The following is a 26,815-nucleotide window of genomic DNA, read 5'->3' as shown; positions in this document are numbered from 1 at the left end:
TCCAGCGCTGCGCTAGCGGCGGAGTGGACCCCGGCACAAGGCCGGGGTGACCAAAAAGAGGTTCAGCCCCGCAGCACCGCGCCCAGCTTGGCCGCCGCTGCGACGACCTTGTCCGCGACCGCCTTGATCTCGGCATCGGTGAAGCTCTTGTCGCCGGGTTGCAGCGTGACTTCTACCGCAAGGCTCTTCTTGCCCTCCTCGACGCCCGCGCCCGTGAACAGGTCGAACAGCCGCGCATCGGTGATCGTGGCCTTGTCCGCGCCCTTGACCGCGCGGACGAGATCGCCTGCCGCGAGGTTCGCTGGCACGATGAAGGCGAAGTCGCGCGTCACCGCCTGCAGCGCCGGGGGCGTGTAGGCGGGCCGGGCAAAGCCCGTCGCGCGCTTGGCCGGGATCGCGTCGAGGAACAGCTCCACCGCGGCGACCGGGCCGTCGAGGTCGAAGCGCTTGGTCAGGCTCGGGTGGAGCATGCCGAATGCGGCGAGCACCGTCTTCGGCCCCAGCCGCAGCGTCGCCGACTGGCCGGGATGCCAGGCCGCGCCCGCTTCGCCCATGACCTGAAGGTTGGCGACCGGCGCACCGGCGGCTTCGAGCAAAGCCAGCGCCTCACTTTTGGCGTCGAACGCGCCGAAGGGCTGCGCCTTGCCGTTCGCCCAGCCACGCGGGCTGCGGTCGCCCGCGAGCAGCACGGTGAGGGTCAGCTTCTCGCCCCCGGCCAGATAGCGGCGACCCAGTTCGAACAGCCGCACGCTCGTCGCGCCACGCTTCACATTGCGCGCCGCCGCCATCATCAGGCCCGGCAGCAGCGAGGGGCGCATGACCTTGAGGTCTTCGCTGATCGGGTTGGCGAGCGTCCACGCACCGCCGCCGACCGCTTGCGCCTCGCCCTCGGAGATGAAGCTCCACGTCACCGCTTCGTTGAGGCCGCGCGCGGCGGCGGTGCGGCGGATGCGGCGCTCCAGCTTCTGTTCGGGCGTCGCGGTCGGCTTGGCGACGCCGGGTGCGCGGGGCAGGGGGGTGGAGGGGACCTTGTCGATCCCCTCGATCCGGATCACTTCCTCGACCAGATCGGCGGGACCATCGACGTCGCGCCGCCAGCTCGGTGCGGTGACGCGGAAGCCGTCGCACGCATCGGTCAGCTCGCACGGGTCGCCATTGGCGTCGAGCGGCTGGACGGTGAAGCCCAGCGATTCGAGGATGTCCTTCTGGCGTTCCGCCGGGATCGCGAGGCCGCCGAGCGTCTCGGCGAGCGTCGGGTCATAGCCGGTGGTGATGCCGACGCGCGGAATGCTGCCCGCGCGGGTCACTTCGCTCGGGCTGCCGCCGCACAGCGCGAGTACCAGACGCGTCGCGATCGCCAGCCCGTCATCGAGAAACTCGGGATCGACTCCGCGCTCGAAGCGGGTGCGCGCGTCGCTGGTCAACAGCAGCTCCTGCCCGGTGCGGGCGATATGCTCGGGATCGAAATAGGCGCATTCGATCAGCACGTCGGTCGTGGTGTCGCTGCACCCCGAATGTTCGCCGCCCATGATCCCGCCGATGTCGTGCACCGCCGCATCGTCGGCGATCACCGTCATCGTCGTGTCGAGCGTGTAGCTCTTGCCGTTGAGCGCGAGCACCTGTTCGCCTGCCTGCGCCTTGCGCGCGACCAGACCGCCGTTGAGCGTCGCGAGATCATAGACATGGAGCGGGCGCCCCAGCCCGAACATCACGAAGTTGGTGATGTCGACCAGCGCCGAGATCGGCTTCTGCCCCACTGCCTTCAGGCGACGCTGCAACCACTCGGGCGACGGCCCGTTCTTCACGCCGCGCACGATCTGGCCGTAAAAGGCCGGGCAGCCCTCGCTATCGTCGGTCCGCACGTCCGGCGCGGCACCCTCCGCCACGATTGCGGGCAGCCCCGACACCACCGCGTCGAGCGGCTTCAGCGTGCCGAGACCCGCTGCAGCCAGATCACGCGCGATACCGCGCACGCCCATGCAATCCTGACGGTTCGGCGTGATCGACACGTCGATCACCGGATCGTCCAGCCCCGCATAATCGGGGAAGGGCGTGCCAACCGGCGCGTCTTCGGGCAGTTCGATGATGCCGTCATGATCGTCGCCCAGCTCCAGCTCGCGGCTGGAGCACATCATGCCGTTCGATTCGACGCCGCGCACCGCCGCGACCTTCAGCACCATGCCGTTGGCGGGGACGGTCGCGCCGGGCAGTCCGAGCACGCCAACGAGGCCGGCGCGGGCATTGGGCGCACCGCACACGATCTGCAGCGGCTCGCCGTCACCGGCATCGACGGTCAGCACCTGCAGCTTATCGGCCTGCGGATGGCGCTCGGCAGTCAGCACGCGCGCGACCTTGAACGCCGCCAGCGCGGCACCGGGATTCTCCACGCCCTCGACCTCATGCCCGATGCGGTTCAGGGCATCGAGGATCGCGGTCAGGTCGGCATCGGTGTCAAGATGCTCCTTGAGCCAGTTCAGCGTGAACTTCATGCGCCGACTCCCCCGGACAGCGTGGGCACGTCGAGCGCCGAGAAGCCATAATGCTTCAGCCAGCGCAGGTCGCCGTCGAAGAATGCGCGCAAATCATCCATCCCATATTTGAGCATCGCGAGCCGGTCGACCCCGGTGCCAAAGGCAAAGCCCTGCCACTCATCCGGGTCGAGGCCGCAAGCCTCGATCACGCGGCGATGGACCATGCCGCTGCCCAGCACCTCCATCCATCCGCCGCCCTCGGCATCGCCGCTGCCGCCGATCACGCGCTTGCCGTTGATCCAGGTGAAGCCGACGTCCACTTCCGCGCTCGGTTCGGTGAACGGGAAATAGCTCGGGCGCAGGCGCAGCACGATGTCGTCGCGCTCGAAATAGGCCTTGAGGAAGGTCTCCAGCGTCCATTTGAGGTGGCCGAGGGTGATGCCCTTGTCGATCACCAGCCCTTCGATCTGGTGGAACATCGGCGTGTGGGTCGCGTCGCTGTCGCTGCGATAGACGCGGCCCGGCGCGATGATGCGGATCGGCGGGGGCGTGGACGTCATCGTGCGGATCTGCACGGGGCTGGTATGCGTGCGCAGTACCATCGGCCGCTCATGCTCACCGGCGAGGTAGAAGGTGTCGTGCATCGCGCGCGCCGGATGCGTCTCCGGGATGTTGAGCGCGGTGAAATTGTGCCAGTCGTCCTCGATCTCTGGCCCGGTCGCGACGGCAAAGCCCATATCGGCGAAAATTTCGGCGAGCTCATCCATCACCTGGCTGATCGGGTGGACGGTGCCCGCGGGCACGCCATCGACCGGCAGGGTCATGTCGAGCGTCTCGCTCGCCAGCTTGGCTTCGAGCGCTGCGCCTTCCAGCGCCGCCTTGCGCGCCGCAATCGCTTCGGTCACCGCCTCGCGCAGGCCGTGGATGCGCGGGCCGGTCTCCTGCCGCTCCTCGGGGCTCATCCCGCCCAGCGTCTTGAGCAGGCCGGTGACATTGCCCTGCTTGCCCAGCGCCTGGACGCGTACCGCCTCCAGCGCATCGACGCCGGTGGCCGCGTCGATCGCGGCGAGAAGGTCGGCCTTGAGTTGGTCGAGATCGGTCATCACAGTTCCGTTCATTGGTCTAGTGGCCCGAACCGCAGTCAGGCGCGAAGGTCAAGCCCGGCTGCCGAGCAAAGCGACGCCGAACGCGATGAACACGCCGCCGGTCACGCGGTTGAACAGGCGCTGGCGGTTGGCCGGCGCAAGCCATGCGGCGAGCGAGCGGCCGCCCAGCGCGTACATGCTGAACCAGAACGCCTCGATCACCGCGAAGCTGGCGATCAGGATGGCGAGCTGGGGCGCGAACGGCGCGCTGGTATTGATGAACTGCGGGAACAGCGCGGCGGCGAAGATGATCAGCTTGGGATTGGAGAAGCCGGTGCCAAGCCCCGCGCCGAACATCGCGATCAGTGAGGGCGGGGCGGGCTTCTCTGCGTCCGGATCGCTGCTCGCGACCGGCGCCCGCCACGCCTTGATCCCCAGCCAGACGAGATAGCCGACCCCGGCATAGCGCAGCGCATCGAACAGCATCGGCGAGGCCTTGAGCAACGCCCCAAGGCCCGCCGCCGACGCAAGCAGGCAGACCAGATTCGCGGTCATCAGCCCCAGCATCGACGCGACCGACCGGCGCGCGCCGTGATGGATGCTCTGCACCATGACGTGGAGCATGTTCGGCCCCGGCGTCGCGGAGATCAGGAACACGGCGGTGACATAGAGCCACCAGGTCTGGAGCGTCATACGCGGTCCTTGCTCAGCCAAGAAAAAGGGCGCCGGTGGATGGTCCACCGGCGCCCCAATTTCGGTCGCTACAGGCTGCCTCAGGCGGCCTGGGGCAGCGCCGCCTTCGCCTGCGCGATGATGGCGGTAAACGCATCACCCTCGTGCATTGCGATGTCGGCCAGAACCTTCCGGTCCAGTTCGATGCCGGCGAGCTTCAGCCCGTGCATGAACTGCGAATAGGTCAGGCCTTCGGCGCGGACGCCGGCGTTGATGCGCTGGATCCACAGGGCGCGGAAGCTGCGCTTCTTAACCTTGCGGTCGCGATAGGCGTATTGTCCGGCCTTTTCGACGGCCTGACGTGCGATGCGGATGGTGTTCTTGCGACGGCCGTAATAGCCCTTCGCCTGATCCAAAATCCGCTTATGCTTCGCCTTGGTGGTTACACCACGTTTGACACGTGCCATGGTCTATCTCTCCTTACAGGCCGTACGGCGCCCAGAGGCGCACGTGACCGGCATCAGCTTCGGACAGGACCGACGTGCCGCGGTTGGTGCGAATATACTTCGCGTTATGGCTGCTCAGGCGGTGACGCTTGCCGGCGACGCCGTGCTTCACCTTGCCCGTTGCGGTGAATTTGAAGCGCTTCTTCACACCGCTCTTGGTCTTCATCTTGGGCATTTTCGTCTCCTTTTACGCGCGACGAATTCTCGAACAGCCCCGGCAGCCCTTGTTAGCCGGGCGGTTCCTGAATCGCGGAAAGGCGGGCCTGTACCGGGTGAACTCCGATTTTGCAACCGCGAAGGCGGGTTCGCCGGAACTTGTATCGCCCGCCAAGTCTTATGCCGTGATGACCGACCGGGATTCCGCGATTGTCACGCAGGACGGGACGTCAGTCGATCCGCCGGTGACCGAAGCTCACGCCGATAGCGAGCGCAAGCGCTTGCCGCGTCCGCTGGTCATCGCGCTGCGCATCGTCGGTGGCGTGCTGCTGGCGATCTTCCTCGCCTGGGCGATTCTCTACGTCACCAAGGGGCGCTTCCTGAAAGGCACGTTCGAGCGCGTTGCCAGTAGTTCGACGGGGCGCGCGGTCGCGGTCGGCGGCGACTTCCAGCTCTATTTCGATCCGTTCGATCTGAAGTTCGTCGCGCAGAAGATGACGATCGCCAACCCCGACTGGGCGTCGAAGCCGCATCTGTTCGCGGCCGATTCGATCCACACGCGAATCGCGCCGCTGTCACTGATCTTTGGCCGCTATCACGCGCGCTTCCTCGACCTGCGTAACGCCGCCATCGATCTGGAGTGGAACGCGGCGCGCGCCAACACCTGGACCTTTGGCGATGGCGAGGGCGATCCGGTCGAGTTTCCGACGATCGACCGCGCAACGCTGGCGGGAACCACGCTGCGTTATCGCGATCCCCGGCTGCAATTGCTCACTGACCTCAAGTTCGAAACCGTCCGCTCGACCGGCACGCGAATCGGTGATTCGGTGCGCTTTTCGGGTGATGGGGTCGCGCGCAAGACGCCGTTCACCGTCAGCGGCGCTCTGCTTAGTCCCAATGAGACCGCCGGTCGCGGCAGAAATCAGCTGGAATTGCAGGCGCGCGCGGCGGGCAATGACATTACGGTCACCGGCACATTGCCGAGCCTTGCCGATATCGAGAATGTCCCGCTGCGCACCAGCGCACGGGGTGGCAACCTTGCTAGCCTGCTGGGCATCATCGGCGTCGTGCTCCCCGACACGCGCAGCTATCGTGCGCACGCAACGCTGGTGAAATCGGGCGATCTCTACAGCTTCACCGGGTTGCGGGGCCGATTCGGCAACAGCGATCTTTCGGGCCAGTTCGCTGCAGATGGGCGTGGCGAGCGGCTGCTGATGACCGCCGACCTCGCCACGAAATCGCTCGATATCGTCGATGCCGCGCCGTTCATCGGCTTCAACCCCGATATCGTCGCGGCGCGCGGTGCGGTGGCTGCGGCGGCGGCGACCGGCGCGGGACCCGCCCGCCTGCTGCCCGATGCGCGTTTTCCGGTCGAATCAATGCAGCCGTTCGATGCCCAGGCGAAATGGCGAATCGCCACGGTGCGGTCGAAAAGCGTGCCAATCTCGAACGTCGCGGTCACGGTCGATCTCGATCGCGGCCGACTCGCGCTGTCGCCCTTCACCTTCGCAATGGCGCGCGGCAATGTCGCGTCCGACCTGATCTTCGACACGCGCCAGCGGCCCAGTGCCGTATCCTATGACGTGCGCCTCGCGCCGACCCCGCTCGGTACGTTGCTGAAAGGGTGGGGCGTCGTCGAATCGGGCACCACCGGCACGATCAGGGGCCGGATCGAGCTGAAGGGGCGCGGCGACACGCTGCATGATTCGCTGGCCAATTCGGGCGGGCGAATCGCGTTCGTCCTGCCCAAGGGCAGCTTCTGGACGCGCAATATCCAGCTCGCCGAACTCGATATCGGCACCTTCGCGCAGAAGATGTTCGAGGGGAAGCTCAAGGAGCCGGTCCAGATCAATTGCGGGCTGGTCGCGTTCAGCGTGCGTCGCGGGATCGCCGCAGCCGACCCGATCCTGATCGATACGCAAAAGAGCGTGATGATCGGCCGCGGCGGCTTCTCCTTCCGCAACGAAACGCTCGACATGGCCTTCCGCGCCGACTCGAAGAAGTTCAGCGTGTTTGCCGGCCAGTCGCCAGTCGGGATTAACGGGACGTTCGCGAGCCCCGGCTATGACGTGGTCAGCGACCAGCTGCTGGCGCGCGCCGGCGCCGGACTGGGCCTCGCGCTGGTGGCGACGCCGCTCGCCGGTGTCCTCGCCTTTGTCGATGTCGGTGACGCCAAGGCTGCAGACTGCGGCCCGGTGCTCAGCGCGGCGTCGGCGAAAGGCCAGCGCACCACTGAGGGCGAGCGGCGCGACGATGTCGGCAAGGGCACGACCGCCAAGTCAGAGGATGGCAGCCGCTCAAAGGGCGAGCGCAAGGAACAGCGCAAGAAGTTCCTGGGGATTTTCTGAGCGTTCAGCGGGGCTTGAGACGCTCCGCCAGCACCGCGATGCACGCACCGGCTGCATAGGCCAGGAAGTCCTTCCACTCGAACCCGGTGCCGAGCAATGTTCGCGCGAGCGCGCTGTCACGCCAGCCGAGCAGGTCGAGTATCCCGATCAGCTGCCCCAACTCGACCAGCGCCGCGACCGCGAACGCCGCCACCGCTGCGGACACGACCTCCAACCGCGTCACAGCCCTCAGCCCGCAATAGACCAGCAGCACCGCAAGCGTGTCGCCCAGATAGGGGCGCACGAATCGATCACGGACATAGAGTGCGATCACCACCTCAATCACGAACAGCGCCAGCGCGGCGAGTGCATATCCACGGTGCAGGCGAATCACATCAATGCCCGCGACAGGCCAGCGCTTCGACCAGTTCCTCGATTCGCGCGGGATCGCCCGCCGCGATCACCTCGCCATTGCTGCCCGCGTGCAGCGGGTCGCCCTGCCAGTCGCACATGCGCCCGCCAGCTCCCTCGACCACCGGCACCAAAGCGGCGAAATCGTGCAGCTTCAGCCCCGCCTCGATCACCAGGTCGAGATGCCCCGACGCGACCAGGCCGTAATTATAGCAATCGCCGCCCAGCACCGTGCTCAGCACCGCGGCGTCGACATGCTCGAATGCGTGGAGCTGGTCGTCGGTGAACAGGGCGGGGGAGGTGGTGGCGAGCAGCGCCTTCGACAGCTCGCGGCACGTGCGCGCCTGCGCGGGCTGGCCGTTGAACAGGGTGGTGCGTCCAGTGACGCCAAGCCAGCGTTCGGCGATGATCGGCTGGTCGATGATCCCCAGCACCGGCCAGCCATCCTCGAGCAACGCGATCAACGTGCCAAAGATCGGCCGCCCGACAATGAAGCTGCGCGTCCCGTCGATCGGATCGAGCACCCAGGTCCGCCCGCTTGTTCCATCACGCGCGGCCTCTTCCTCGCCGATGATCGCATCCATCGGCCGTTCGGCGATGATCAGGCGGCGCATCGCTGCTTCGGCGGCCTTGTCTGCGAGTGTGACGGGGGACGCGTCGTCCTTGGACTCGAGCCCGAACTGACCACGGAAATAGGGGCGGATCGCCGCGCCCGCCGCGTCGGCGAGGCGCTGGGCGAGATCGATATCGGCTTGGCTGACTGGCATCTGCTCCGCCTAGCTGGGGAAGGGTGCAGGCTTCAAGCGTACATTGCGGTGGCGGCCCGTTCCTCCACCCGGCCATCCAACGCCAGTAATCTATGGGTGGCCGGGTGCGGGTTACCCAGCAAAGTACTACTTTGCTGGGACCCGTGGGGGAGCGGGCTGGCACCGCAAGCGGTTCAGCCCAGCTGAACCGCAATCAAAAGGGCAGCCAGCGGCGCTTTTCGCTGAACTTCATATATCCGACATTGGCCCCCGCGCGCCATCCGACGCCCAGCCGCACCGGGATCAGCACCACATCGCCGCGACGCAGGTAACTGGCGGAGAACCCGCCGACGAAATAGAGCCGCCCCTCGCCCGCCGGGAAGCGCTTGTAGAGTTCCTGGCTGTCATAGAGGTTGTAGACCAGCACGAACACCTTGTTGGCGTCGCCACCAATGTCGAACCCGACCGACGGGCCGGTCCAGTACACGTCGCGCTCGCCCTCGACCGCATGGATCATCGTACCCGAACCATAGCGCAGCCCGACGACGACCGCGCCCGACCCTTCCGATCCGGCGATATAGGCGTTGGGCTCGCCCTGATCCTTCAGGATATCCTCGATCAGTGCGGCAAGGCCGGTCGCGCCCTTGCCGAACACGCCTTCGGCTGCCGAGACCAGCCGTACCTGATCGAAGGTTGTTGGTGCTTCGGGCTTGGTCAGCCCACCGGCCGGCGGGGCGCCCTGGGTCGGAGCCGGGCCAGCGGGAGTCGCTGGCTGCTGTCCATCAACGGGCGGCGCTTCATAGGGGGCGCCGGGATCGACCGGCTCGTCCTGCGGCACGGGCGCGGCCGGAATCGCTGTCTGGGGCCGATCGAGATCGGCATCGATCGCGGTATCGGGATCGACCTTCTGGATGCTCTGCGCCAGCGCGGGGGTGGCCGCGAGCGATGGCAGCGCGAGCGCCATCCCGATCCAGAGCATCAACCGTCGCATAGTAAAGCCTCCCGCAGCATCGCATTTATGCCCGGCGATGGGCCGTCGGCAATGAACCGGCGATGACCCGAGTCGATTTCGCGCCCAGTCGCCGCAAATCCGCCCATTGATCGCCGGCGCGACGCTCGCTATAGCGCCCGCTCGCCGCAGGCATCCGGAGACGTGGGTGAGTGGCTGAAACCAACGCTTTGCTAAAGCGTCGTACGGGGAACCGTACCGAGGGTTCGAATCCCTCCGTCTCCGCCATTTTGACCTGTTCAGGTCGCCGCCCTCCTAAAAATCGCCAAAAAAGCCTCGGAATCAGCGGTGAACATGTCAGCGCGCATGTCGAACCGCCCTTATTCGGCAATCAATGGTCTTGCGCGGTGCTGGCTTAATCCGCCACGACGCCCACGCGAAGACCATTCTGACTTAGCGCCACTCCACGTGATGTGTTCCGTCCGGCTGGTCGCGAAACACGCCGCGCCGGCCGATGAAGCGTTCGATCACGTCGCGCGCGGTCAGGCTGTGCTGGCTTGGCTTGACGGTGGTGAAGGCGCCCCCGCCCGCAAGCGCGAACGGCAGCAGGAGCTGGTCCTGCAGATACGGTCCGGCAAAGGCGTTGGACGCCAGATATCCGGCCATGCGCCCTGCCGCCATCTTCGCCACGCGCTCGGCCGGGACGCCGAGCTGGCCAAAGCCGCTGACGATCTCGGTCACATGCTCGAACGCTGCCTCGAACAGCACGATGTTGCCCGGCCCCTGTTCCTCGGGAAGCTCCCGCACGGCAAAGCTCTCCTCCGGCCAGTCGAGCGCCTTGCGCGCCGCGGCGATTTCGCGATCGGCGATCTCGAACGGCAGTCCGGCGAACAATGCAGTGACGCAGCGTTCGCGCAGCGCCCCGCGATCGACGCAATCGATCGGAGTCAGCGGCGCCGGGGTGATGTCCACCTCGATCCGCCCCCCGCCGCGCGGATAGAAGCCGTGGCGGATCAGCCGCGCCTCGACGCGCGGTCCCATGCGGTTGATGATCGGCAGAAACGTCTTCGCGATGAACTCGAACGGTGGGGCGAGCATGTTGTGCGTGCCCCCTTCAAGGATCAGGCGCGACGGCGCATCGGCGAGCACGAGCGGCATCAGCAACGTCTGGAGGACGAGACCGGTGCTGCCCGCAGTGCCGACCGCGAAGCGATATTCGCCCGGCACCACCTTGCCCGGCGTGAAGGCGATCTCGGACGCGCCGACCGCGAGGCCATCGCACGTCGCATTGCCCAGCGCGCACGCGGCCTCGACCGCAGTGACATGCTGGCGCATCAGCCCCGGTTTGGAGCGCTTGCCGCGCGCCTTGATGATGCGGAAAGGCTGGCCGGTGATCAGCGACAGCGCGCACGCATTGCGCACCACCTGCCCCCCGCCTTCGCCCTCCGATCCGTCGATGATGATCATTGATTTACCAGTTCCAGAAAAAGGTCATTGGCGTGCGCCGCCCATTGCGCAGAGGGCGCACGCGCTGCGAGTTCGGCGGCGCGGCCGAGTTCGTCGGCGATCAGCGCGTCGAGCGGTGGAACACGGGTACCGTTGCTGCGCTCGTTGGTCCGCGCCTTGGCCGCGACCAGCTCCGCTATCGCCCCCTTGGCCTCGCCCGACAGATCCGCCAGCGCGACCAGCGCCTGCAGGTTCATCGGCGGACGCCGGTCGGGATGCCGACGCAGCACGCGGATCGCGAGCGCCGGGCGCAGCGCGTAGAAATACTTCTTCACCGGCACATCACCGCCATCGTCGAGCCAGCGATCCGCCGCCGTCCGCCCCAGCCGCGCATAATGATGCGCCAGCGCACGCGCATCGAGCATCGCGTCCGCAAGCGCCGCAAACCGCGCCATGAAGGGATCGTCGGGGCGGTAGCGGATCGGGGATTCGATCCATTCGCTAACCACCGCATTCGACTTGAGCAGCAGACCGAACGCCTTGCGGATGTCCCAGCCATTGAGGTCGATTTCATCGACGATCGGCCGCTCGATCACGTCGCGGCCCGGCACCAGCGACAGATACCAATCGCGCGGCCGGACATAGATAAAGCGGATGTCGTAATCGCTGTCGGGCGAGGGAAAGCCCCACGCGCGCGACCCGGATTCGACCGCCATCAGCACGCGCACGCCCTCCTCCGCCGCGATCGCGGACAGGCGGCGCTCGATCTCGCGGCGCACGTCAGGCGCAATCGAATCCGGGGAAACGGTAGTCATCATAGCTCTCGAAAAGGGGGGGGTGCGTGAAGGGTCACCCCTTCACGCACACCACCTGTTTCAGCGTGTGGACGATCTCCACCAGATCGGCCTGGGCGGCCATCACGGCTTCGATCGGCTTGTAGGCGCGCGGCGTCTCGTCGATCACGCCTTCGTCCTTGCGGCACTCCACGCCCATCGTGTCGGCGATATGCTCGTCGAGGCTCACCAGCTTCTTCGCCTCGGTGCGTGACATCACGCGCCCCGCACCGTGCGAACAGCTGTCGAAGCTCTCGGCATTGCCAAGGCCGCGGACGATGAACGATTTCGCGCCCATCGACCCCGGGATGATCCCCATCACGCCCTTCGCGGCACGCACCGCACCCTTGCGGGTCACGAGCACATTCTCACCGAAGTGGTTCTCGCGCTGGACATAGTTATGGTGGCAGTTCACCGCCTCCATCTCCGCGTCGAACGGCTTGGCGATCTGGAGCCGCAGCGCCGCGATCACGTTCGCCATCATCACGCGCCGGTTCAGCGCCGCAAAGTCCTGCGCCCAGCCCACCGCTTCGACATAGTCGTCGAAATGGTCGGTCCCTTCCGGGAAATAGGCGAGGTCCTCGTCGGGCAGGTTGATGTGCCATTTGCGCATGTCCTGCTTCGCCAGCTCGATGAAGAAGGTGCCGATGGCATTGCCCACCCCACGCGACCCCGAATGCAGCATCACCCACACCCGCGCCTCTTCGTCGAGACACAGCTCGATAAAGTGATTGCCGGTGCCGAGCGTGCCGAGATGGACGAGGTTGTTCGTCTTCGCGAGCTTCGGGTATTTGTCGGTGATCCGCTTGAACCGCGCCGCGAGCGTGGACCAGGCTTCGACGATATGCGCTTGGGGATCGCCCCACGCGCCCTTGTCGCCGCGCTCGCCCCGCCCGGACGTGCGCCCGTGCGGAACCGCGCGCTCGATTGCCGAGCGGATGCCCTCCAGATTGTCGGGCAAGTCATGCGCCATCAGCGCGGTGCGCGCCGCCATCATGCCACAGCCGATATCGACGCCGACCGCCGCCGGGATCACCGCGCCCTTGGTCGGGATCACCGATCCCACGGTCGCGCCGATGCCGACATGCACGTCGGGCATCACCGCGACATGCTTGAAGATGAACGGCATCTTCGCCGCGCGCGCCAGTTGCTCGCGCGCCTTGTCATCGACCGGCACACCGCGCGTCCAGCTCTTGATCGGCACGCCGCCTTCGACGTGGCTGTATTCGAAACTCTGGGTCATCGTGACCTCCTGTGTTCAATCATGGTGCCGGCGACGAGGGTTGGCGAGACATTCCGGGCGAACCCGGGGTGGAATCGAACCACCTGAGCCTTTCGGCGTTACCGATGTAGTCCCGCCGGCATTCGCCAGCTTCATTGATGGTCACGGCGACGAAGGGTGACCGGACGGTTACGCGCTCTGCCGCTGAGCTACGGGCCCCCAATGGTGGACCCGGCGGGATTCGAACCCGCGACCTCGGGATTAGCAAGTCCATGTAGTCCGATCGGCATTCGCCGTGATGGTCTGGTTCCGGCGACGAGGGGGTGGCGAGACATTTCCCATGCTCTAACCGCTGAGCTACGGGCCGAAGCCCGGCCGGATTCGAACCGGCGACCTTGAGATGAAAATGTAGTCCCGCCGGCATTCGCCGGAGAATAGGTTGGGCCGTGGCGACAAGAGTCGGTGAGACAGCGCGTCCTTAAGCTACCTCCAGCGGGCGGGATTCGAACCCGCATCTCCCCGGTGCCTCGCAGCAGTCGGGGCGCTTTGCCCATAGGGACTCTCTGTGGTGGATGTAGTCCCACCGGCATTCGCCACGGCCTTGTTCAAACCTCCGTCTGCTTGACGATGCTGACCCAATCGCGCGTCTCGCCACGGGCGAAGCGTGCGACGGTGTCGAACACCGCGTCGGAGAAGCCCCCGACATTGAGAATGTCCGCCCGACCGGAAGCCTGAGTGGTTCCGTAGGGCTGGATGTCGATGCACACGAGCTTTGCGCCCGGGTTGCGCCGCTTGATCTTGTCCCACTGGCGCATCGTCTCGGTCGCGCCGCGGCGGTTCTGGTCCACCCACGACTCATTGTCCGACACGATCACCACCAGGTCGACCGCCGCGTTTTCAGACACCAGCTGGGCCAGCGGTGCCGACACGCTCGTGCCGCCGCCGCCAACCGCCGCCAGCTTTGCCGCGTTGACGGCAAGCCGCGCACGCGGATCAAGGTTCACGCGAACCACGCGCTGCTCGAACGGCAGCACGCGGGCCTTCGCATTGGTCCGCAGCATCGCCGAAGCGACCAGAGCGGCAATGTCGATGCAACGCACGGCGGTCGTGGCACCCTTGCGGACCCCGGTGACCGGCGAGCTCATCGACCCCGATACATCGGGGCACACGACCACGTTGCCGCGGATCGCGGGCACATTGCGCAACGACGCTTCCAGCGCATCCTCGAGCGCACCCTGAACCTTCAGCGGCACGCCTTCCCCGACCGCGTTCAGCGCCATCAGCAACTGATAGGGCAGCACGCGCGCCCTGGTCAGCGCCTCCGGATCGGCCAGCCGCGTTGCAACCGCTTCGGTCACCCCCTTCACCCCGAACGCGCCATTGCGCGCCAGCGTGTTGAGGTTGATCCGCAGCGCCTGCCACCCCATCCGTCCGGCCAGCTCGCCCCACTGCACATCGCGCAGCGGAAAGGCGGTGAGCCATTCGAACGGCACCGGCGGCAGGGCGATCCCGCGCGGGTTGCGCTTCCACGTCTCGAACGCGGCGATCTCGGCCGGCAGCGCGGCGACATCATAGGGCTTGCCGATCAGCCAGCCATAGAATGCGCGCCGCTCTGCATCCGCAGGCTTGGGGTGCACCATCCGCACGATGTCGGCGAGCGAGGGCGCATTGCCCGTCGCGGCCGCCATCAGGTCGCGCATCGACGCCTGCTCCAGCCAGCGCTGGACTAGCCGCTTCGGACGCGACCCGAGCGAGGTGCGCCCGACCTGACCCGAGCGCAGGATCTGCACGAAGTTGCGCAGCATCCGGCCATTGTCGATCACGCGGCCAAAGACGCGGACCGACAGATCGGGATCGGCGACCGTCAGCCATGCGGCGATCAGCGCCGGCATGTCCTTCATTGCCCCCGACTTGCGGGCATAGACCGCGACCTGCGCCGCATAGAATGGATCGACCGCGGCAAGCGCGTCGAGCATCTGCTTCAGCTGCGCTTCGGCGGATGCGTAGTAGGCGTCACCCATCGTCCCCGTCGCCGCAAGCTGCGCCAGCAGCGCTTCCGGCCCATAGGCATAGGCCGGCGCGTCCTCCCGATTCACCGTGTCCGGTGCCGGAAGCAGCTTTGCGATCGCCGAAGCGAACAATCCCTTGTTGGCCATCGTCCAACTCCCTTGCTTCGAGCACCATTCTGCACCCGATTGAAATTCCTCGGGGGCGACCAGCCCATTCCGGTCGCCCCGCGTTCCGCGTATCGGGTGGAAGGTTCGACCGCTTCCATTCGACACGGATAGCGCTGCAGGAGCCGTGCCAGTTTTGTGAGATAGCGCCGCCGGATTGATTAAAATACTGATATGCAATGATTAAAATTGACAGCCGATAATCATCGGCGAAAAGCCGCATTCACATATGCTGAAATTTCATATCGCAATGGATCGTATCTTATCCTACAGGATAAGCATGAAACCATTGGTAGTGATCGGCTTTCTCGGCTCCACGCTCGATGCCAGCAAGTTCGGGCCATCGCGTTGGGGCAAGTGGCGCCCCTCCGTCGCGCTGACGATGCATGAGGATCTGCGCGTCGATCGCTTCGTGCTGCTCCACGGCAGCAAGCATGGCCGCCTCGCCGACTATGTCGCGGAGGATATCGCGTCGGTTTCTCCCGAAACGCGGGTCGAGCCGCAGCGGATCGAGTTTAGCGACCCGTGGGATTTCGAGGAGGTGTACGGCAAGCTGCTCGACTTCGTGCGCGGCTATCCATTCGATCCGGAGGCCGAGGATTATCTGATCCACATCACCACCGGTACGCACGTCGCGCAGATCTGTCTCTTCCTGCTGACCGAGGCGCGCTATCTCCCGGGCCGATTGCTGCAGACCCAGCCTGCGGCCAAGCTGGAGAGCGGGAGTGCGCCGGGGCGCTGGACGGTGATCGACCTCGATCTGTCGCGCTATGACAGCATCGCGACCCGCTTTGCAGCGGTCAGCGCGGAAAGCGCCTCGTTCCTCAAATCCGGGATCGAGACGCGCAACGCCGCCTTCAACCGGATGATCGACGAGATTGAGCGCGTCGCACTGCGATCAAAGGCGCCGATCCTGCTGATGGGACCGACCGGGGCGGGCAAGAGCCAGCTGGCGCGGCGCATCTACGAACTCAAGCGGCTCAAGCATCAGGTTGCCGGACCGTTTGTCGAAGTGAACTGCGCCACGCTCAAAGGCGACGGCGCGATGTCGGCGCTGTTCGGCCACCGCAAGGGCGCCTTCACCGGCGCGGTCGCCGATCGCCCGGGACTGTTGCGATCGGCCGACAAGGGCATGTTGTTCCTCGACGAGATCGGCGAACTGGGTCTGGACGAGCAGGCGATGATTCTGCGCGCGATTGAGGACAAGCGCTTCCTGCCCGTCGGTGCCGACAAAGAGGCGGCGTCGGAGTTTCAGCTGATCGCGGGCACCAATCGCGACCTGGGCGAAGCGGTGGGCGCCGGTGCCTTTCGCGACGACCTCTATGCGCGGCTCAACCTGTGGACCTTTCGCCTGCCCGGACTTGCCGATCGGCGTGAGGATATCGAACCCAATCTCGACTATGAGCTCGACCGTTTTGCCGAGCGTGAAGGCGACCGTGCCAGCTTCAACCGCGAGGCGCGGCAGCGCTATCTTGCCTTCGCGACCGGACCCGATGCGCAATGGCCCGGCAATTTCCGCGACCTTGCCGCGAGCGTTACCCGAATGGCGACGCTGAGCCCCAAGGGACGCATCGACAGCGAATGCGTGGATGCGGAAATAGAGCGGCTGAAGCGCCTGTGGTCCGGGCAGGGCGGCGGCAATGCCGACGCGTTAACGGATCTGCTCGACCCGGAAGCGCTGGACGCGATCGACCCATTCGATCGCGTGCAGCTGGCGGAGACAGTGCGGGTCTGTCGGCGCAGCCGCTCTCTCTCCGAAGCTGGCCGCGCACTCTTTGCCGCGTCGCGTGCCCGGCGCAGTTCGGCGAACGACGCCGACCGGCTGCGAAAATACCTGGCACGGTTCGGGCTGGATTGGGCCAGCATCCAAACCAACTGAGTCTTCATTCGAACTTCCGTTTTGGGACTCGCCCGCTTGCGCACCGAATGAAAGGATTTGGGGCGCGTCGCCGATATCTCAGCTGGCACAAGGGGCGAGCGACGGTTCAAATCCGGCTTCGGACCTTGGCGGTAGCGCCCCGCGATCTCTTCGCTGCGTACCTCAAGACGGTTCTCGAGAAGCTCGACACGATTGCGATAGGAGAGGCTGCCACCGAGTAGCTCCACGCGCTTGGGCGCACTGGCGCCGCCGAATCTTCCGACTCGCAAACGTCATCACGCGCTGGCATCCGGAGACCATGCGAAGTCTGATCCCGATCGCCGCCGCCACGCTGGCGCTTCCCGCTGCGGCGCAGGTCCGCGCCGTGCCGACCCAGCCCGACTCGGAGGCCGGGGCGCTACGCGGGGTTGAGGTGATCCTGATCAACGAAGGGTCCGCCGCGGTCGCCGCAGAAGGGCCGCGCACGATCGAGGTGACCGCCGCCGATGGGACGCGCCTGATCCTTGAGCGCTTGCCGGCCCCCGCCGCGACCATTCAGCCGGGCAGCTTTGCCAAGGCGCGCTACGTTCCCACCGGCTATGCCGCGCGGCCCGCGTACAAGCCGCTGCCCGGAGCGCCGCTGCCTGAGGGCGTGGGAACAGCATGGACTGGCGACTCACCCGCCACCGCGCCGCGCACCCCCGATACGGGCGAGCGCGAAACACCGACCGCGTCCGGTACCCGATCGGGCTTCCTCGACCGCTTCACCCCGCATGAGCCGGTCTATGGCGCATTTGGCCTCGGCGACTCGGGCGGCAAGCTGCAGGTCAGCTTCGCGTTCCAGCCGATCGGCGGGGAAAGCGCGTTCAGCCATTTGCGTTTTGCCTATACCCAGACGATGTTCTGGCGGCTCGACCTGCCGTCCGGCCCGTTCACCCACACCACCTATTCGCCCGAAGTCTATGTTGAGCGCGCGATCGATCCGAGCGCGACGATCGGGCTCGGCTGGCGGCATGATTCGAATGGGGAGGGGGACGCGACCTCGATCGATTCGAACCGCATCTTCCTGCGCGCGACCAAGGCCTTTGACCTTGGTGACGGCTGGCGCGCGGAGGTGACGCCACAGGCCTGGGTCTATGTCGGCAAGCAGGGGGTCGCGCCCGATCTCGACCGCTATTGGGGCAATGGATCGCTTGGCCTCGCGCTGGTCAAGCCCGACAGCCTCAAGCTCGCGCTCACGCTGCGCGGCAGTCCCGATAGCGGGCGCGGCGCGGCCGAGCTGTTCGCGTCCTGGCCGCTCGCGCGGATCGACGACGATCTCGGCTTCTATCTCTTCGCCCAAGGCTTTACAGGATATGGCGAAGCACTCGACGATCATCGCCGCCGCGCTACCCATGCGCGGATCGGGATCGCCCTGACCCGCTAAACGATGCCGAGGAGAGACCCATGCGCCTGAAGCTCGCTCTTGCCGCCCTGATGCTGCCGCTAACCATGCCGGCCACCGCCGCGCTTGCGCCGGGGGCGAAGGCACCCGATTTCACGGCAAAGGGTGCGATCGCCGGGCGCGACTTCACCGTGAATCTGGCCACTCAGCTGAAAAAGGGGCCGGTCGTGCTCTATTTCTTCCCGGCGGCCTTCACCCCCGGCTGCAGCGCAGAGGCGGCGGCATTCGCTGCGGCGGTCGATGATTTCAAGGCGGCGGGCGCGACGGTGATCGGCATGTCGGCGGACCCGGTGGACAAGCTGCGGGATTTTTCGGCGAAGGATTGCGCCGGCAAGTTTGCGGTGGCGAGCGCCAGCCCCGAAGTGGTGCGCGGCTATGATGTCGCGCTGGGCCGCCAGGTGCAGGGCCGTGAGGTCACCAACCGCACCAGCTATGTGATCGCGCCCGATGGCAAGATCATCTACGCGCACAGCAATCTCAGCCCGGCCGATCATGTGCGCAACACGCTCGCCGCCGTGCGCAGCTGGCACGCCGCCAAGAAGCGCTGACTCGGTTCGGGCGTAACCCGTTTCACCGGATATTAGCAGTTTCGGGTTTAGGTCCGGTCCCGAACGGGTCGGCGCGCATTGGGTGGGCACCCTGTGGAATCGGAGGACGAATTGGTGAGGCTGGCGAGGGCGTCACGTACGGACGAGGCCGCTGATCCGGCGCGTCAGCTGTACGAACGCATCGGCACATTCCTGTTCGACCAGCGGCTTGACCCCAGCCCCGCCAACTTCGCTTTTGCCTGGCACCTGCTGCACGATCCGAACGGCGCGCTCGCCCGCGCGGTGGAAAACCTGACCGAGGGTGGCGTCCGGCTGACTCAGCGCGACATCGAATCGCTCGGCTGCGAACCCCCGGCCAACGCGACCAAGGCGCGCGAAAAGGTCGATGGGCTCGTTGCCAAGACGCAGATGCAGGTCGAGGGCTTTCAGGACATGGTCCAGGCGATGCGCGCCGAGACCGCCGGCTTTGGCCGCGACCTTGCCGCCAGCGCCGATGCGATCCGCCGGTCGAGCGAAGGGCCGCATGGCGGCGTGCTCGAAGAGGTGTCGCGGATTACCGGCGCGATGATCGAGCGCGTCCATCGCGCCGAGTCGCAACTTGAAAGCGCGACGCGTGAGGCGACCGAATTGCGCAGCGCGCTTGAAGAAGCGCGCGACAATGCCCGGCGCGACGCGCTGACCCAATTGCCCAACCGGCGCGCATTCGAAGAAGCGTTCAGCGCGCAACAGGCATCGGGCGCGCGGCTGTGCATCGCGGTGTGCGATGTCGATCACTTCAAATCGGTCAACGACCGCTTTGGCCATGCCGTTGGCGATCGCGTGCTGCGCACCATTGCGCAGGCGCTGAGCGAAGTCTGTGTCGGCCATCTCGTCGCCCGTCATGGCGGCGAAGAGTTCGCAATCCTGTTTTCCGGCATCGGTATCGCCAAGGCGCGCGACATCATGGAAAATGCGCGGTCGATGGTCGCGTCGAAACGCTACCGGCTGCGTGAATCCGACATGCCGATCGGCGAGATCACCTTCTCTGCTGGCCTGACCCGCGTCCATATCGGCGAATCGCTCGTCGACAGCTTCGACCGTGCGGATACGAAGCTCTATGAGGCGAAGAATGCCGGCCGTAACCGGGTTATCGGCGGCTGAACGTTGGTAAAATATGCCAGATTGCCTGGTGAATTTTCCCACAATCCTCGACAACAAAATTACAAATCCCTCTAAATCAATGATTTAGTGAAGTTGGCACGCTCCCTGCAATCTATTTGGCATCCCCGGCGGAACGGTCCGACGGGAGGTCAAAAGAGGGAGAATTTTCATGGCTATCCGTTTCGAATCGCTCGCCCGTTCCGCCGTCGCGCTGGTCGGCGCTGCTGCTTTCACCCTGGTGATGATCGCCAACACCGTCAGCCTCGGCCCGATCGCCTGATCCAGCCGCATCCAACAGGGAGATAGATTATGATCCGCCAGCTTTTCGTCGCGCTCGTGTCGCTCGGCCTCACCGCCGCCATGGTCGCCAGCACCATCGCACCCCAGTCGGCAGGCTTTATTGCCTGACCGGCGGGGTGCGCCCCCGTCTTATGCGGGACGCGCATCCTCTGCTTTTGCGGGCTCACCGTCCCCGCGCTTGATGAAGCTGATCCGCCCCTCGGGCTCCAGGATCGCCCAGGCGACATCGCGGACACACGCAATCCCCGCCAGCCGCATTTCCGATTCCAGTTCGCGCCGCGTCAGGCGATCGCGTTTCATATTGGCTTCGATCCAGGCTCCATCGCGGATCAGCACGCGTGGCTCGCCCTCGATCGCCCGCTCCGCGCGCGGCCAGCGATAGCTGACCCAGCCGAGCACGGTCGCCCAGAACGCAAAGGTGGCGATCGCCAGCGTCGCGCCGGTCAGGCTGAAATCATTATGCGTGATGCCCTGCTGGATCAGGTCGCCCAGCACCACCAGCATCACCAGTTCGAACGGGGTCATCTGCCCCAGCTCGCGCTTGCCCATCAGGCGCAACAGCCCGAACAGCAAGGCGAACATCACGCTGGCGCGGATCACGATATCCATCAGGGCAGTACCGTGATGCTGATCGGCGCCGCCACCAGCGCGCGCTCCCCGTCCAGCAGCGCGATCCGCCCTTTGGTCCCCGCGAACAGCGGCGGATTGATCTGGCCGTCGATCTTGATGGCGAGCGTCTCCCCGGCGGCGAGCGGGCCATAGTCGAAGGTAAAGGCGTCATCGCTCGCCGCCTCCTCGCTGGCCGCCGGGATCATCGTGTTGATCGTCATGTCGCGCCACAGCGAGCGGCTGACGGTGACCACCGCCTTGTCGATCGGCGCGCGGGCCGTGATCTGAACGCGCGTTTCGAAAAACATGCCGTTGCGGATCACCCGCGGTGTCGCGACCTCCAGCCGCGCTGCGGGCGCGTCAGCCACGATCGGCCGCACCTTGCCGCCACCGAATACGCCGAACAGCGCGGCGAGCATCACCGTCGCGAGCAGCGTAATCGCGATCCAGCGTCGCCACTGCCCGCCACGCGGCGCCACATGGGCCGGATCGATCCCGTCGGGGAAGGGGGTGAGAGCAGGTGCGGTCATCGCGGCGGTGAAACGAGCGGCATCGCCACTGGTTGCGCCGGAACCGCAACGCGCGCGTCCTGTTCTTGTCGCAGCGGGGGCGCAACTGGAGCAGAACATGACCGACACCGCCGAGATGATTCACGAAGACGCGCTGCCCGGCGAAGAGCGGACGCTCGATCCCCAACCGCAATGGCAGCCGCGCTACCCCGGCTCGGGGCGTCTCGATGGCAAGGTCGCGCTGATCACTGGTGCGGACAGCGGCATCGGCCGCGCCGTCGCCGCGCTGTTCGCGCGTGAAGGTGCTGATATCGGCATCCTCTATCTCCTCGAAGACGCCGACGCTGAGGAGACCAAGCGGATTGTCGAGGCCGAAGGGCGGCGCGCGATCCTGATCAAGGCCGATATCGGGTCGAAGAAGATGTGCGACCGCGCGGTGGCGCAGGTGATCGACGCATTCGGCCGGCTCGATGTCCTCATCAACAATGCCGGCGAACAGCATCCCGACAAGGACATTCGCGACATTACCGAAGAGCAGTTGCTCCGCACCTTCCAGACCAACATCTTCGGGATGTTCTACATGGTCCAGGCCGCGCTTCCGCACCTTGGCGAGGGCGCTGCGATCGTGAACTGCACCTCGGTCACCATGTATCAGGGGTCGGCGGAGCTGCTCGACTATTCGAGCACCAAGGGCGCGATTACCGCATTCACCCGCTCGCTGTCGGAAAATCTGGTCGGGCAGGGCATTCGCGTCAACGCAGTCGCGCCCGGGCCGATCTGGACCCCGCTCAACCCGTGTGGCGGCGCATCGCCCGAAAAGCTCGAAACCTTTGGCGAGGATACCCCGATGGGTCGTCCGGGCCAGCCCAATGAGGTCGCCCCGGCCTTCCTGTTCCTCGCCTGCGCCGACGCGAGCTATATGTCGGGACAAGTCCTCCACCCCAATGGCGGGATCATCGTCAACGGATGACACACGGGGCTGATTGACCGGGATCGCATGGCGGCGCATCTGGGCCGCCATGCGCTTCTTCTCCGACAACGCCGCCCCCGCCTGCCCTGAAGTCCTGGCGGCGCTGACCGACGCCAATGTGCAGGACACCGCCTATGACGGCGACCGCTGGAGCGCCGCGCTGGATGCGCGCTTTTCGGAGCTGTTCGGGACTGAGGTCGCAGTGCTGTGGGTGCCGACCGGCACGGCCGCGAACTGCCTCGCGCTCGCCTCGCTGTGCCCGGCTTATGGCGGCGTGGTGTGCCACCGCGAGGCGCATATCCAGATGGACGAGGGCGGGGCGCCCGAATTCTATACCCATGGCGCCAAGCTCATGCTGGCCGAGGGGCCGGGCGCGAAGCTGACCCCTGACGCGATCCGCGCGATCCTCGATGCGGTGAAGCCGGGCGTGCACTGGGTGCAGCCGCACGCGATTTCGATCACCAACGCCACCGAATATGGACTGGCGTATAGCCCGGCCGAGGTCGCGGCGATCGGCGAGCTGGCGCGCAGCCGCAATCTGGCCTTGCACATGGACGGCGCGCGCTTCGCCAATGCGCTGGTGCATCATGGCTGCGCCCCGGCCGATCTGACCTGGCGTGCGGGCGTCGATGCGCTGAGCTTCGGTTTCATCAAGAATGGCGGGATGGGTGCGGAGGCTTTGGTGTTCTTCCGCCCCGACCTTGCCGAAACGTGCAAGATGCGCCGCAAGCGCGCGGGGCATCTCCAGTCCAAGGGCCGCTATCTCGCCGCGCAGCTGATCGCGATGCTCAACGACGATGTCTGGCTGCGCAACGCGCGCGCCGCCAACACGGGTGCCGCACTGCTGGGTCAGGCCGCGCCGCACCGGCTCGTCTATCCGGTCGAGTCCAACGCCGTGTTCGTCCGCCTGACCCCCGCCGAAGCGGCCTCGCTGCGCGCGCAGGGTTTCGACTTTTACGACTGGAACGAGGGCGAGGCGCGCTTCGTCGTCGCCTGGGATCAGGACGCGGCGGCGGTGGCCCCGCTCGCCGCAGCGCTCGCCGCGCTATGAGCGACCCCGCGCCAACGGGTCCACGGCCCAATTCGACCAAGCTCGCGGTGCTGATCCCGTTCGGCATCGTCACGCTGATCTGGGGATCGACCTGGCTGGTCATCACCGGCCAGCTTGGCGTGGTGCCGCCGACCTGGTCAGTCACCTATCGCTTCCTCGTCGGCGGGATCGCGATGCTCGCCTGGGCGGCATGGTCGCGCCAGACCTTGTGGCTCGACGCGCGCGGCATGGCGTTCGCGGTGTTGCTCGGGCTGATGCAGTTCGCGCTCAACTTCAACTTCGTCTACCGCGCGGAGATGCATGTCACTTCGGGGCTGGTGGCGGTGGTGTTCGCGCTGCTGCTGGTGCCCAATGCAATCCTGTCGCGCATCTTCCTCGGGCAGCGTATGGGGCGGCAATTGCTGGTGGGATCGGCAGTGGCAATGGCGGGCGTGGCGTTGTTGTTCACCCATGAGATCCGCCGCGATCCGTCGGCTGCCGACGAAGTCTATTACGGTATCGGCATCACCCTGCTCGGCGTCATGTGCGCGTCGGTCGCCAATGTCATGCAGGCGACCGAGACGTCGAAGCGCTATCCGATGGCGACGATGATCGCCTGGGCGATGCTGGCGGGCGCAACGATGGACGGCGCCTTCGCCTGGCTCACGACCGGCCCGCCGGTGTTCGAATGGACCGCGACTTATATCGCCGGAGTCCTGTACCTTGGCATCGTCGCGTCGGCGGTGGCCTTCCCGCTCTATTTCGGGATCATCCGCGTGATCGGCCCGGCCAAGGCCGCCTATTCCAGCGTGCTGATCCCGGTGATCGCGATGCTGCTTTCGACGCTGTTCGAGGGTTATCGCTGGTCGCTGCTCGCCGGGGCGGGTGCAGCGCTGGCCGGGGTCGGGCTGGTGGTGGCGCTCAAGGCACGCAGGCCGGCGCGATAATCGGGAAAGCGCGGCGACCAGTTCAACACGCGCTTCGCCTTGCCGTTCGCGACCCGGCGATTCTCTGCATAAAAGGCGCGCGCCTGCGGTGACAGCTGCGCCTCCGCCAGCGGGACGAGCGGCGGGACGGGTAGCCCAAGCACACGGCACCCGAATGCGATCACGTCCGACTGCGGCGCGGGCGTGCCATCGGCGAGGTTATAGGCCCCCGGCGGCGCGTCGAACGCCGCGATGACCCCGGCGGCTAGGTCGGTCACATGGATGCGGCTGAACACCTGTCCCGGAACGTCGATCCGCCGCGCCTCACCGGCACGGATGCGGTCGAGCGGCGAGCGGCCCGGACCGTAGATGCCGGGCAGGCGGAACACCCGCGCGCCCAGTTCCAGCCACGCTGCGTCCGCCGCCGCGCGCGCGGTGCGGCGTCCGGTCCCGGTCGGTGCGCTCTCATCCACCCAGCCACCCTGCGCGTCGCCATAGACCCCGGTCGAGGACAGGTACCCGAGCCATGCCCCGCTCTCCGCCAGCGCTGCGCCATAGGTCGCCAGCACCGGATCAGCCTCGCCCGGCGGGACGGAAGAGAGGATATGCGTCGCCTGTGCGATCTCGAACCGCACCCGGTCGCGATCGTCAAAGGCGAGGTTGCCCGCGCTCCCGGTCGCCATGACGCGCGCGACGGGCAGCGCCGCGGCGATATGCCGCGCGCTGTACCCTAGGCCAAAGATGAGGAGGCGCATCACGCCTCCGCGATCCGGGTCAACTCACTTCGCGCCATATCCGTTGTACAATGTTCCGAAGAAATCGCCCTTCTTCCACGCCGGACGCGCATCAGCATCGGCGATCTCGCGTGCGATCACGTAGTTCGCCTCGATGAAGCGGACGCCCTGATCCCACAGGATTTCGGGGTTGGTGATTTCGTCCGATGCGCGGTGATAACGGGTCGTCAGGAAGCGGTCGAATGCCTCGCGGCCCACGCCCGCCATGCCCGGCCACAGGAACACCGACGGAATGCCCTGCTGGACGAAGCGGTAGTGGTCGGAGCGGACGAAGAAGCCCTGCTCCGGCATCGGATCGGTGCCGACGCCGACGCCGACCGTGGCGGTCGCGCGGGCGACGATGTCACCCAGCGTCGAACGCGCCGCGCCGAACGCGATCATGTCCTCGAACTTGTATGTGATCACCGGCATGTCGAGATTGACGTTCGCGACGATCTTGTCCTTCGGCACGGTCGGGTTGTGCGCGAAGTAATCGGCGCCGATCAGGCCCTTTTCCTCCGCCGTCACGGCCAGGAACATCACCGAACGGCGCGGTGCCTTGCCAGAATCGCGGAAGCGCTTGGCCTCCTCGATCAGTGAGGCGATGCCCATCGCATTGTCCATCGCACCGTTATAGATGGTGTCGCCCTTCGCATCCGCGCGGCCGACGCCGACATGGTCGAGATGCGCGGTCAGCACGACCACTTCGTCCTTCAGCGCGGGGTCGCTGCCCGGAATGATCCCGGCGACGTTGCTGCTCATCACCATCTTGCGCTCGGTCTTGAGCGCGGCGGCGAGCGTTGCGCGCGTCGCGAAGGACTTGAGCACGGGCTTGCCGTCCGCAACCGCCTTGGTCGCCGCGGCCCAGCCCTTGTCATCGCCGAACAGCTTGGCCGCGCCGGCGGTGCTCAGCGATGCCAGCGTCGGGGTGCCCTTGGCGGGCAGATGGCCGTTGCCCTGCGCATTGGCCCAGGTCATCCGCCATTCGTCCCAGAAATCCACCATCTGCGCGAACGGGCGACGCGAACCGGGCGTTTCGAGCAGGATCACACCCGCCGCACCCTTGCTCGCCGCGATCGCCGCCTTGTTGGCATTGCTGCCGAAATGCGCGCGTTCCTCGCCGTCAAAACTGCCAGGCGCGCCGCCAAAAATGGCGACGATCTTCCCCTTCACATCGACGCCCTTGTAATCGTCGCGCTTATACTGCGGCGCGACGATCCCGTATCCGGCGAACACCACGCCGGCGTCGATCAGCGTGCTCAGCTTTTCGGGGTCGCCACCGGGGATGTAATCCTTGCCGAACTCCAGCGTCACTGGCGTGCCGCCACGCGTCACGGTCAGCGTGCCCTTGTCAGCCGGGCGATAGCTCAGCAGCGGGACGGACTGGAGGTAGCTGCCCTTGTCGCCCGCCGGACGCAGTCCAGCGGCATAATATTGCGACGCGACATACTCTGCGGCGATGTCGTATTCGGGCGAACCCGCGTCGCGCCCTTTCATCGCGTTGGAGGCGAGGAACATGACATGCGCCTTCATCGCCGCCTCGGCGGGCGGAAGCGGCGCGTTGACGCGGGCATTGTCCTCAGCCGTGGTGTCGGCGGGTGCCTTGGCATCCTGCGCCAGTACGGCGGGGGACAAAGTGACCAGTGAAAACGCGATCGTCGAACGCAGCAAGCGGGATTTGAACAAGGCTGAGAACTTCCGGTTGAACCA

General features: G+C 66.2%; 24 protein-coding genes and 2 tRNA genes. 9 read left to right on the top strand and 17 right to left on the bottom strand.

Annotated features, from left to right (window positions below):
- Positions 1–62 precede the first annotated feature (62 nt).
- The 5 genes from pheT to rpmI all read right to left on the bottom strand — a co-directional run bounded on the left by pheT (position 63) and on the right by rpmI (position 4,909).
- The gene (gene pheT / locus VGN66_RS01330; RefSeq protein WP_327517057.1) at positions 63–2,489 is read right to left on the bottom strand and encodes a phenylalanine--tRNA ligase subunit beta; all 2,427 of its coding nucleotides are present in this window, start codon (positions 2,487–2,489) and stop codon (positions 63–65) included.
- Positions 2,486–3,574, bottom strand: coding sequence for a phenylalanine--tRNA ligase subunit alpha (gene pheS / locus VGN66_RS01325; protein WP_327517056.1), 1,089 nt, complete (start codon positions 3,572–3,574; stop codon positions 2,486–2,488). Before pheS ends, pheT begins: the two co-directional genes overlap by 4 nt.
- A 51-nt stretch (positions 3,575–3,625) precedes the next feature.
- Positions 3,626–4,249: a LysE family translocator gene (locus VGN66_RS01320; RefSeq protein WP_327517055.1), complete on the bottom strand. Its 624-nt coding sequence runs from the start codon at positions 4,247–4,249 to the stop codon at positions 3,626–3,628.
- 80 nt (positions 4,250–4,329) lie between these two features.
- On the bottom strand, positions 4,330–4,695 hold the full coding sequence (rplT, locus tag VGN66_RS01315) for a 50S ribosomal protein L20 (protein WP_224921823.1): 366 nt from the start codon (positions 4,693–4,695) through the stop codon (positions 4,330–4,332).
- A 13-nt stretch (positions 4,696–4,708) separates the two neighbouring features.
- Positions 4,709–4,909 (bottom strand): 50S ribosomal protein L35, encoded by a 201-nt coding sequence (rpmI, locus tag VGN66_RS01310; protein WP_224921822.1) that lies wholly within the window; start codon positions 4,907–4,909, stop codon positions 4,709–4,711.
- A 169-nt stretch (positions 4,910–5,078) separates the two neighbouring features.
- On the opposite strand from rpmI, the gene VGN66_RS01305 reads away from it, so the two are divergent.
- Positions 5,079–7,238: an AsmA family protein gene (locus VGN66_RS01305; RefSeq protein WP_327517054.1), complete on the top strand. Its 2,160-nt coding sequence runs from the start codon at positions 5,079–5,081 to the stop codon at positions 7,236–7,238.
- A 4-nt stretch (positions 7,239–7,242) separates the two neighbouring features.
- Here the strand turns inward: VGN66_RS01305 and VGN66_RS01300 are convergent, their stop codons facing one another.
- From VGN66_RS01300 to VGN66_RS01290, 3 genes are all read right to left on the bottom strand, one after another.
- Positions 7,243–7,611, bottom strand: coding sequence for a DUF2809 domain-containing protein (locus VGN66_RS01300; protein ID WP_327517053.1), 369 nt, complete (start codon positions 7,609–7,611; stop codon positions 7,243–7,245).
- Position 7,612: 1 nt separating this feature from the next.
- Entirely contained in the window at positions 7,613–8,395 is a 783-nt protein-coding gene (gene hisN / locus VGN66_RS01295; RefSeq protein WP_327517052.1) for a histidinol-phosphatase, read from the bottom strand.
- Between the two features lie 193 nt (positions 8,396–8,588).
- A complete protein-coding gene (locus tag VGN66_RS01290; RefSeq protein WP_327517051.1) occupies positions 8,589–9,365 on the bottom strand; it encodes a DUF1134 domain-containing protein in 777 nt (258 codons plus the stop codon).
- Between the two features lie 156 nt (positions 9,366–9,521).
- Between VGN66_RS01290 and VGN66_RS01285 the strand changes: the two genes are divergently transcribed.
- A tRNA-Ser gene (locus tag VGN66_RS01285) sits at positions 9,522–9,611 on the top strand.
- Between the two features lie 165 nt (positions 9,612–9,776).
- Here VGN66_RS01285 and rtcA read toward each other — a convergent pair.
- From rtcA to VGN66_RS01260, 5 genes are all read right to left on the bottom strand, one after another.
- Positions 9,777–10,790 (bottom strand): RNA 3'-terminal phosphate cyclase, encoded by a 1,014-nt coding sequence (gene rtcA / locus VGN66_RS01280; RefSeq protein ID WP_327517050.1) that lies wholly within the window; start codon positions 10,788–10,790, stop codon positions 9,777–9,779.
- Complete coding sequence (locus VGN66_RS01275; RefSeq protein ID WP_327517049.1) at positions 10,787–11,584, bottom strand: nucleotidyltransferase domain-containing protein; 798 nt, start codon at positions 11,582–11,584, stop codon at positions 10,787–10,789. Before VGN66_RS01275 ends, rtcA begins: the two co-directional genes overlap by 4 nt.
- Before the next feature lie 34 nt (positions 11,585–11,618).
- Entirely contained in the window at positions 11,619–12,845 is a 1,227-nt protein-coding gene (locus VGN66_RS01270; RefSeq protein ID WP_327517048.1) for an RtcB family protein, read from the bottom strand.
- Positions 12,846–12,903: 58 nt separating this feature from the next.
- Positions 12,904–13,043, bottom strand: a tRNA-OTHER gene (locus VGN66_RS01265).
- Positions 13,044–13,429: 386 nt separating this feature from the next.
- Positions 13,430–14,980 carry an RNA-binding protein gene (locus tag VGN66_RS01260; RefSeq protein ID WP_327517047.1) on the bottom strand — a complete coding sequence of 517 codons (1,551 nt, stop codon included), beginning with the start codon at positions 14,978–14,980 and terminating at the stop codon, positions 13,430–13,432.
- A gap of 298 nt (positions 14,981–15,278) precedes the next feature.
- On the opposite strand from VGN66_RS01260, the gene rtcR reads away from it, so the two are divergent.
- The 4 genes from rtcR to VGN66_RS01240 all read left to right on the top strand — a co-directional run bounded on the left by rtcR (position 15,279) and on the right by VGN66_RS01240 (position 19,988).
- Positions 15,279–16,877, top strand: coding sequence for an RNA repair transcriptional activator RtcR (gene rtcR / locus VGN66_RS01255; RefSeq protein ID WP_327517046.1), 1,599 nt, complete (start codon positions 15,279–15,281; stop codon positions 16,875–16,877).
- A gap of 298 nt (positions 16,878–17,175) precedes the next feature.
- Positions 17,176–18,282, top strand: a complete 1,107-nt coding sequence (locus tag VGN66_RS01250) for a phospholipase A (protein WP_327517045.1) — start codon at positions 17,176–17,178, stop codon at positions 18,280–18,282.
- 20 nt (positions 18,283–18,302) lie between these two features.
- The gene (locus VGN66_RS01245) at positions 18,303–18,848 is read left to right on the top strand and encodes a peroxiredoxin (RefSeq protein WP_327517044.1); all 546 of its coding nucleotides are present in this window, start codon (positions 18,303–18,305) and stop codon (positions 18,846–18,848) included.
- A 114-nt stretch (positions 18,849–18,962) separates the two neighbouring features.
- The gene (locus tag VGN66_RS01240; protein WP_327517043.1) at positions 18,963–19,988 is read left to right on the top strand and encodes a GGDEF domain-containing protein; all 1,026 of its coding nucleotides are present in this window, start codon (positions 18,963–18,965) and stop codon (positions 19,986–19,988) included.
- A gap of 429 nt (positions 19,989–20,417) precedes the next feature.
- Here VGN66_RS01240 and VGN66_RS01235 read toward each other — a convergent pair whose 3' ends face one another.
- Both VGN66_RS01235 and VGN66_RS01230 read right to left on the bottom strand, forming a co-directional pair.
- Positions 20,418–20,897: a DUF421 domain-containing protein gene (locus VGN66_RS01235; protein ID WP_224921809.1), complete on the bottom strand. Its 480-nt coding sequence runs from the start codon at positions 20,895–20,897 to the stop codon at positions 20,418–20,420.
- Positions 20,897–21,427, bottom strand: a complete 531-nt coding sequence (locus VGN66_RS01230; RefSeq protein WP_327517042.1) for a hypothetical protein — start codon at positions 21,425–21,427, stop codon at positions 20,897–20,899. Before VGN66_RS01230 ends, VGN66_RS01235 begins: the two co-directional genes overlap by 1 nt.
- A 97-nt stretch (positions 21,428–21,524) precedes the next feature.
- Here VGN66_RS01230 and VGN66_RS01225 point away from each other — a divergent pair, with 97 nt between their 5' ends.
- Genes VGN66_RS01225 through VGN66_RS01215 form a run of 3 tightly spaced genes read left to right on the top strand, consistent with a single transcriptional unit; the run spans position 21,525 to position 24,353 of the window.
- Complete coding sequence (locus tag VGN66_RS01225; RefSeq protein WP_327517041.1) at positions 21,525–22,376, top strand: SDR family oxidoreductase; 852 nt, start codon at positions 21,525–21,527, stop codon at positions 22,374–22,376.
- A gap of 49 nt (positions 22,377–22,425) precedes the next feature.
- Positions 22,426–23,427: a threonine aldolase family protein gene (locus VGN66_RS01220; protein WP_327517040.1), complete on the top strand. Its 1,002-nt coding sequence runs from the start codon at positions 22,426–22,428 to the stop codon at positions 23,425–23,427.
- Entirely contained in the window at positions 23,424–24,353 is a 930-nt protein-coding gene (locus tag VGN66_RS01215) for a DMT family transporter (protein ID WP_327517039.1), read from the top strand. Before VGN66_RS01220 ends, VGN66_RS01215 begins: the two co-directional genes overlap by 4 nt.
- On the opposite strand, the gene VGN66_RS01210 is transcribed toward VGN66_RS01215, so the two are convergent.
- Together VGN66_RS01210 and VGN66_RS01205 are read right to left on the bottom strand one after the other, a co-directional pair.
- Positions 24,263–25,087 (bottom strand): NAD(P)-dependent oxidoreductase, encoded by an 825-nt coding sequence (locus VGN66_RS01210; protein ID WP_327517038.1) that lies wholly within the window; start codon positions 25,085–25,087, stop codon positions 24,263–24,265. The two genes, VGN66_RS01215 and VGN66_RS01210, sit on opposite strands and share 91 nt — an antisense overlap.
- A 24-nt stretch (positions 25,088–25,111) precedes the next feature.
- Positions 25,112–26,776: a M28 family metallopeptidase gene (locus VGN66_RS01205; RefSeq protein ID WP_327517037.1), complete on the bottom strand. Its 1,665-nt coding sequence runs from the start codon at positions 26,774–26,776 to the stop codon at positions 25,112–25,114.
- Between the last annotated feature and the right edge of the window lie 39 nt (positions 26,777–26,815).

The sequence above is a fragment of the Sphingomonas sp. genome (assembly GCF_035998645.1).
Lineage (GTDB): Bacteria > Pseudomonadota > Alphaproteobacteria > Sphingomonadales > Sphingomonadaceae > Sphingomonas.
This window is presented reverse-complemented; position numbering and strand designations above follow the sequence as displayed.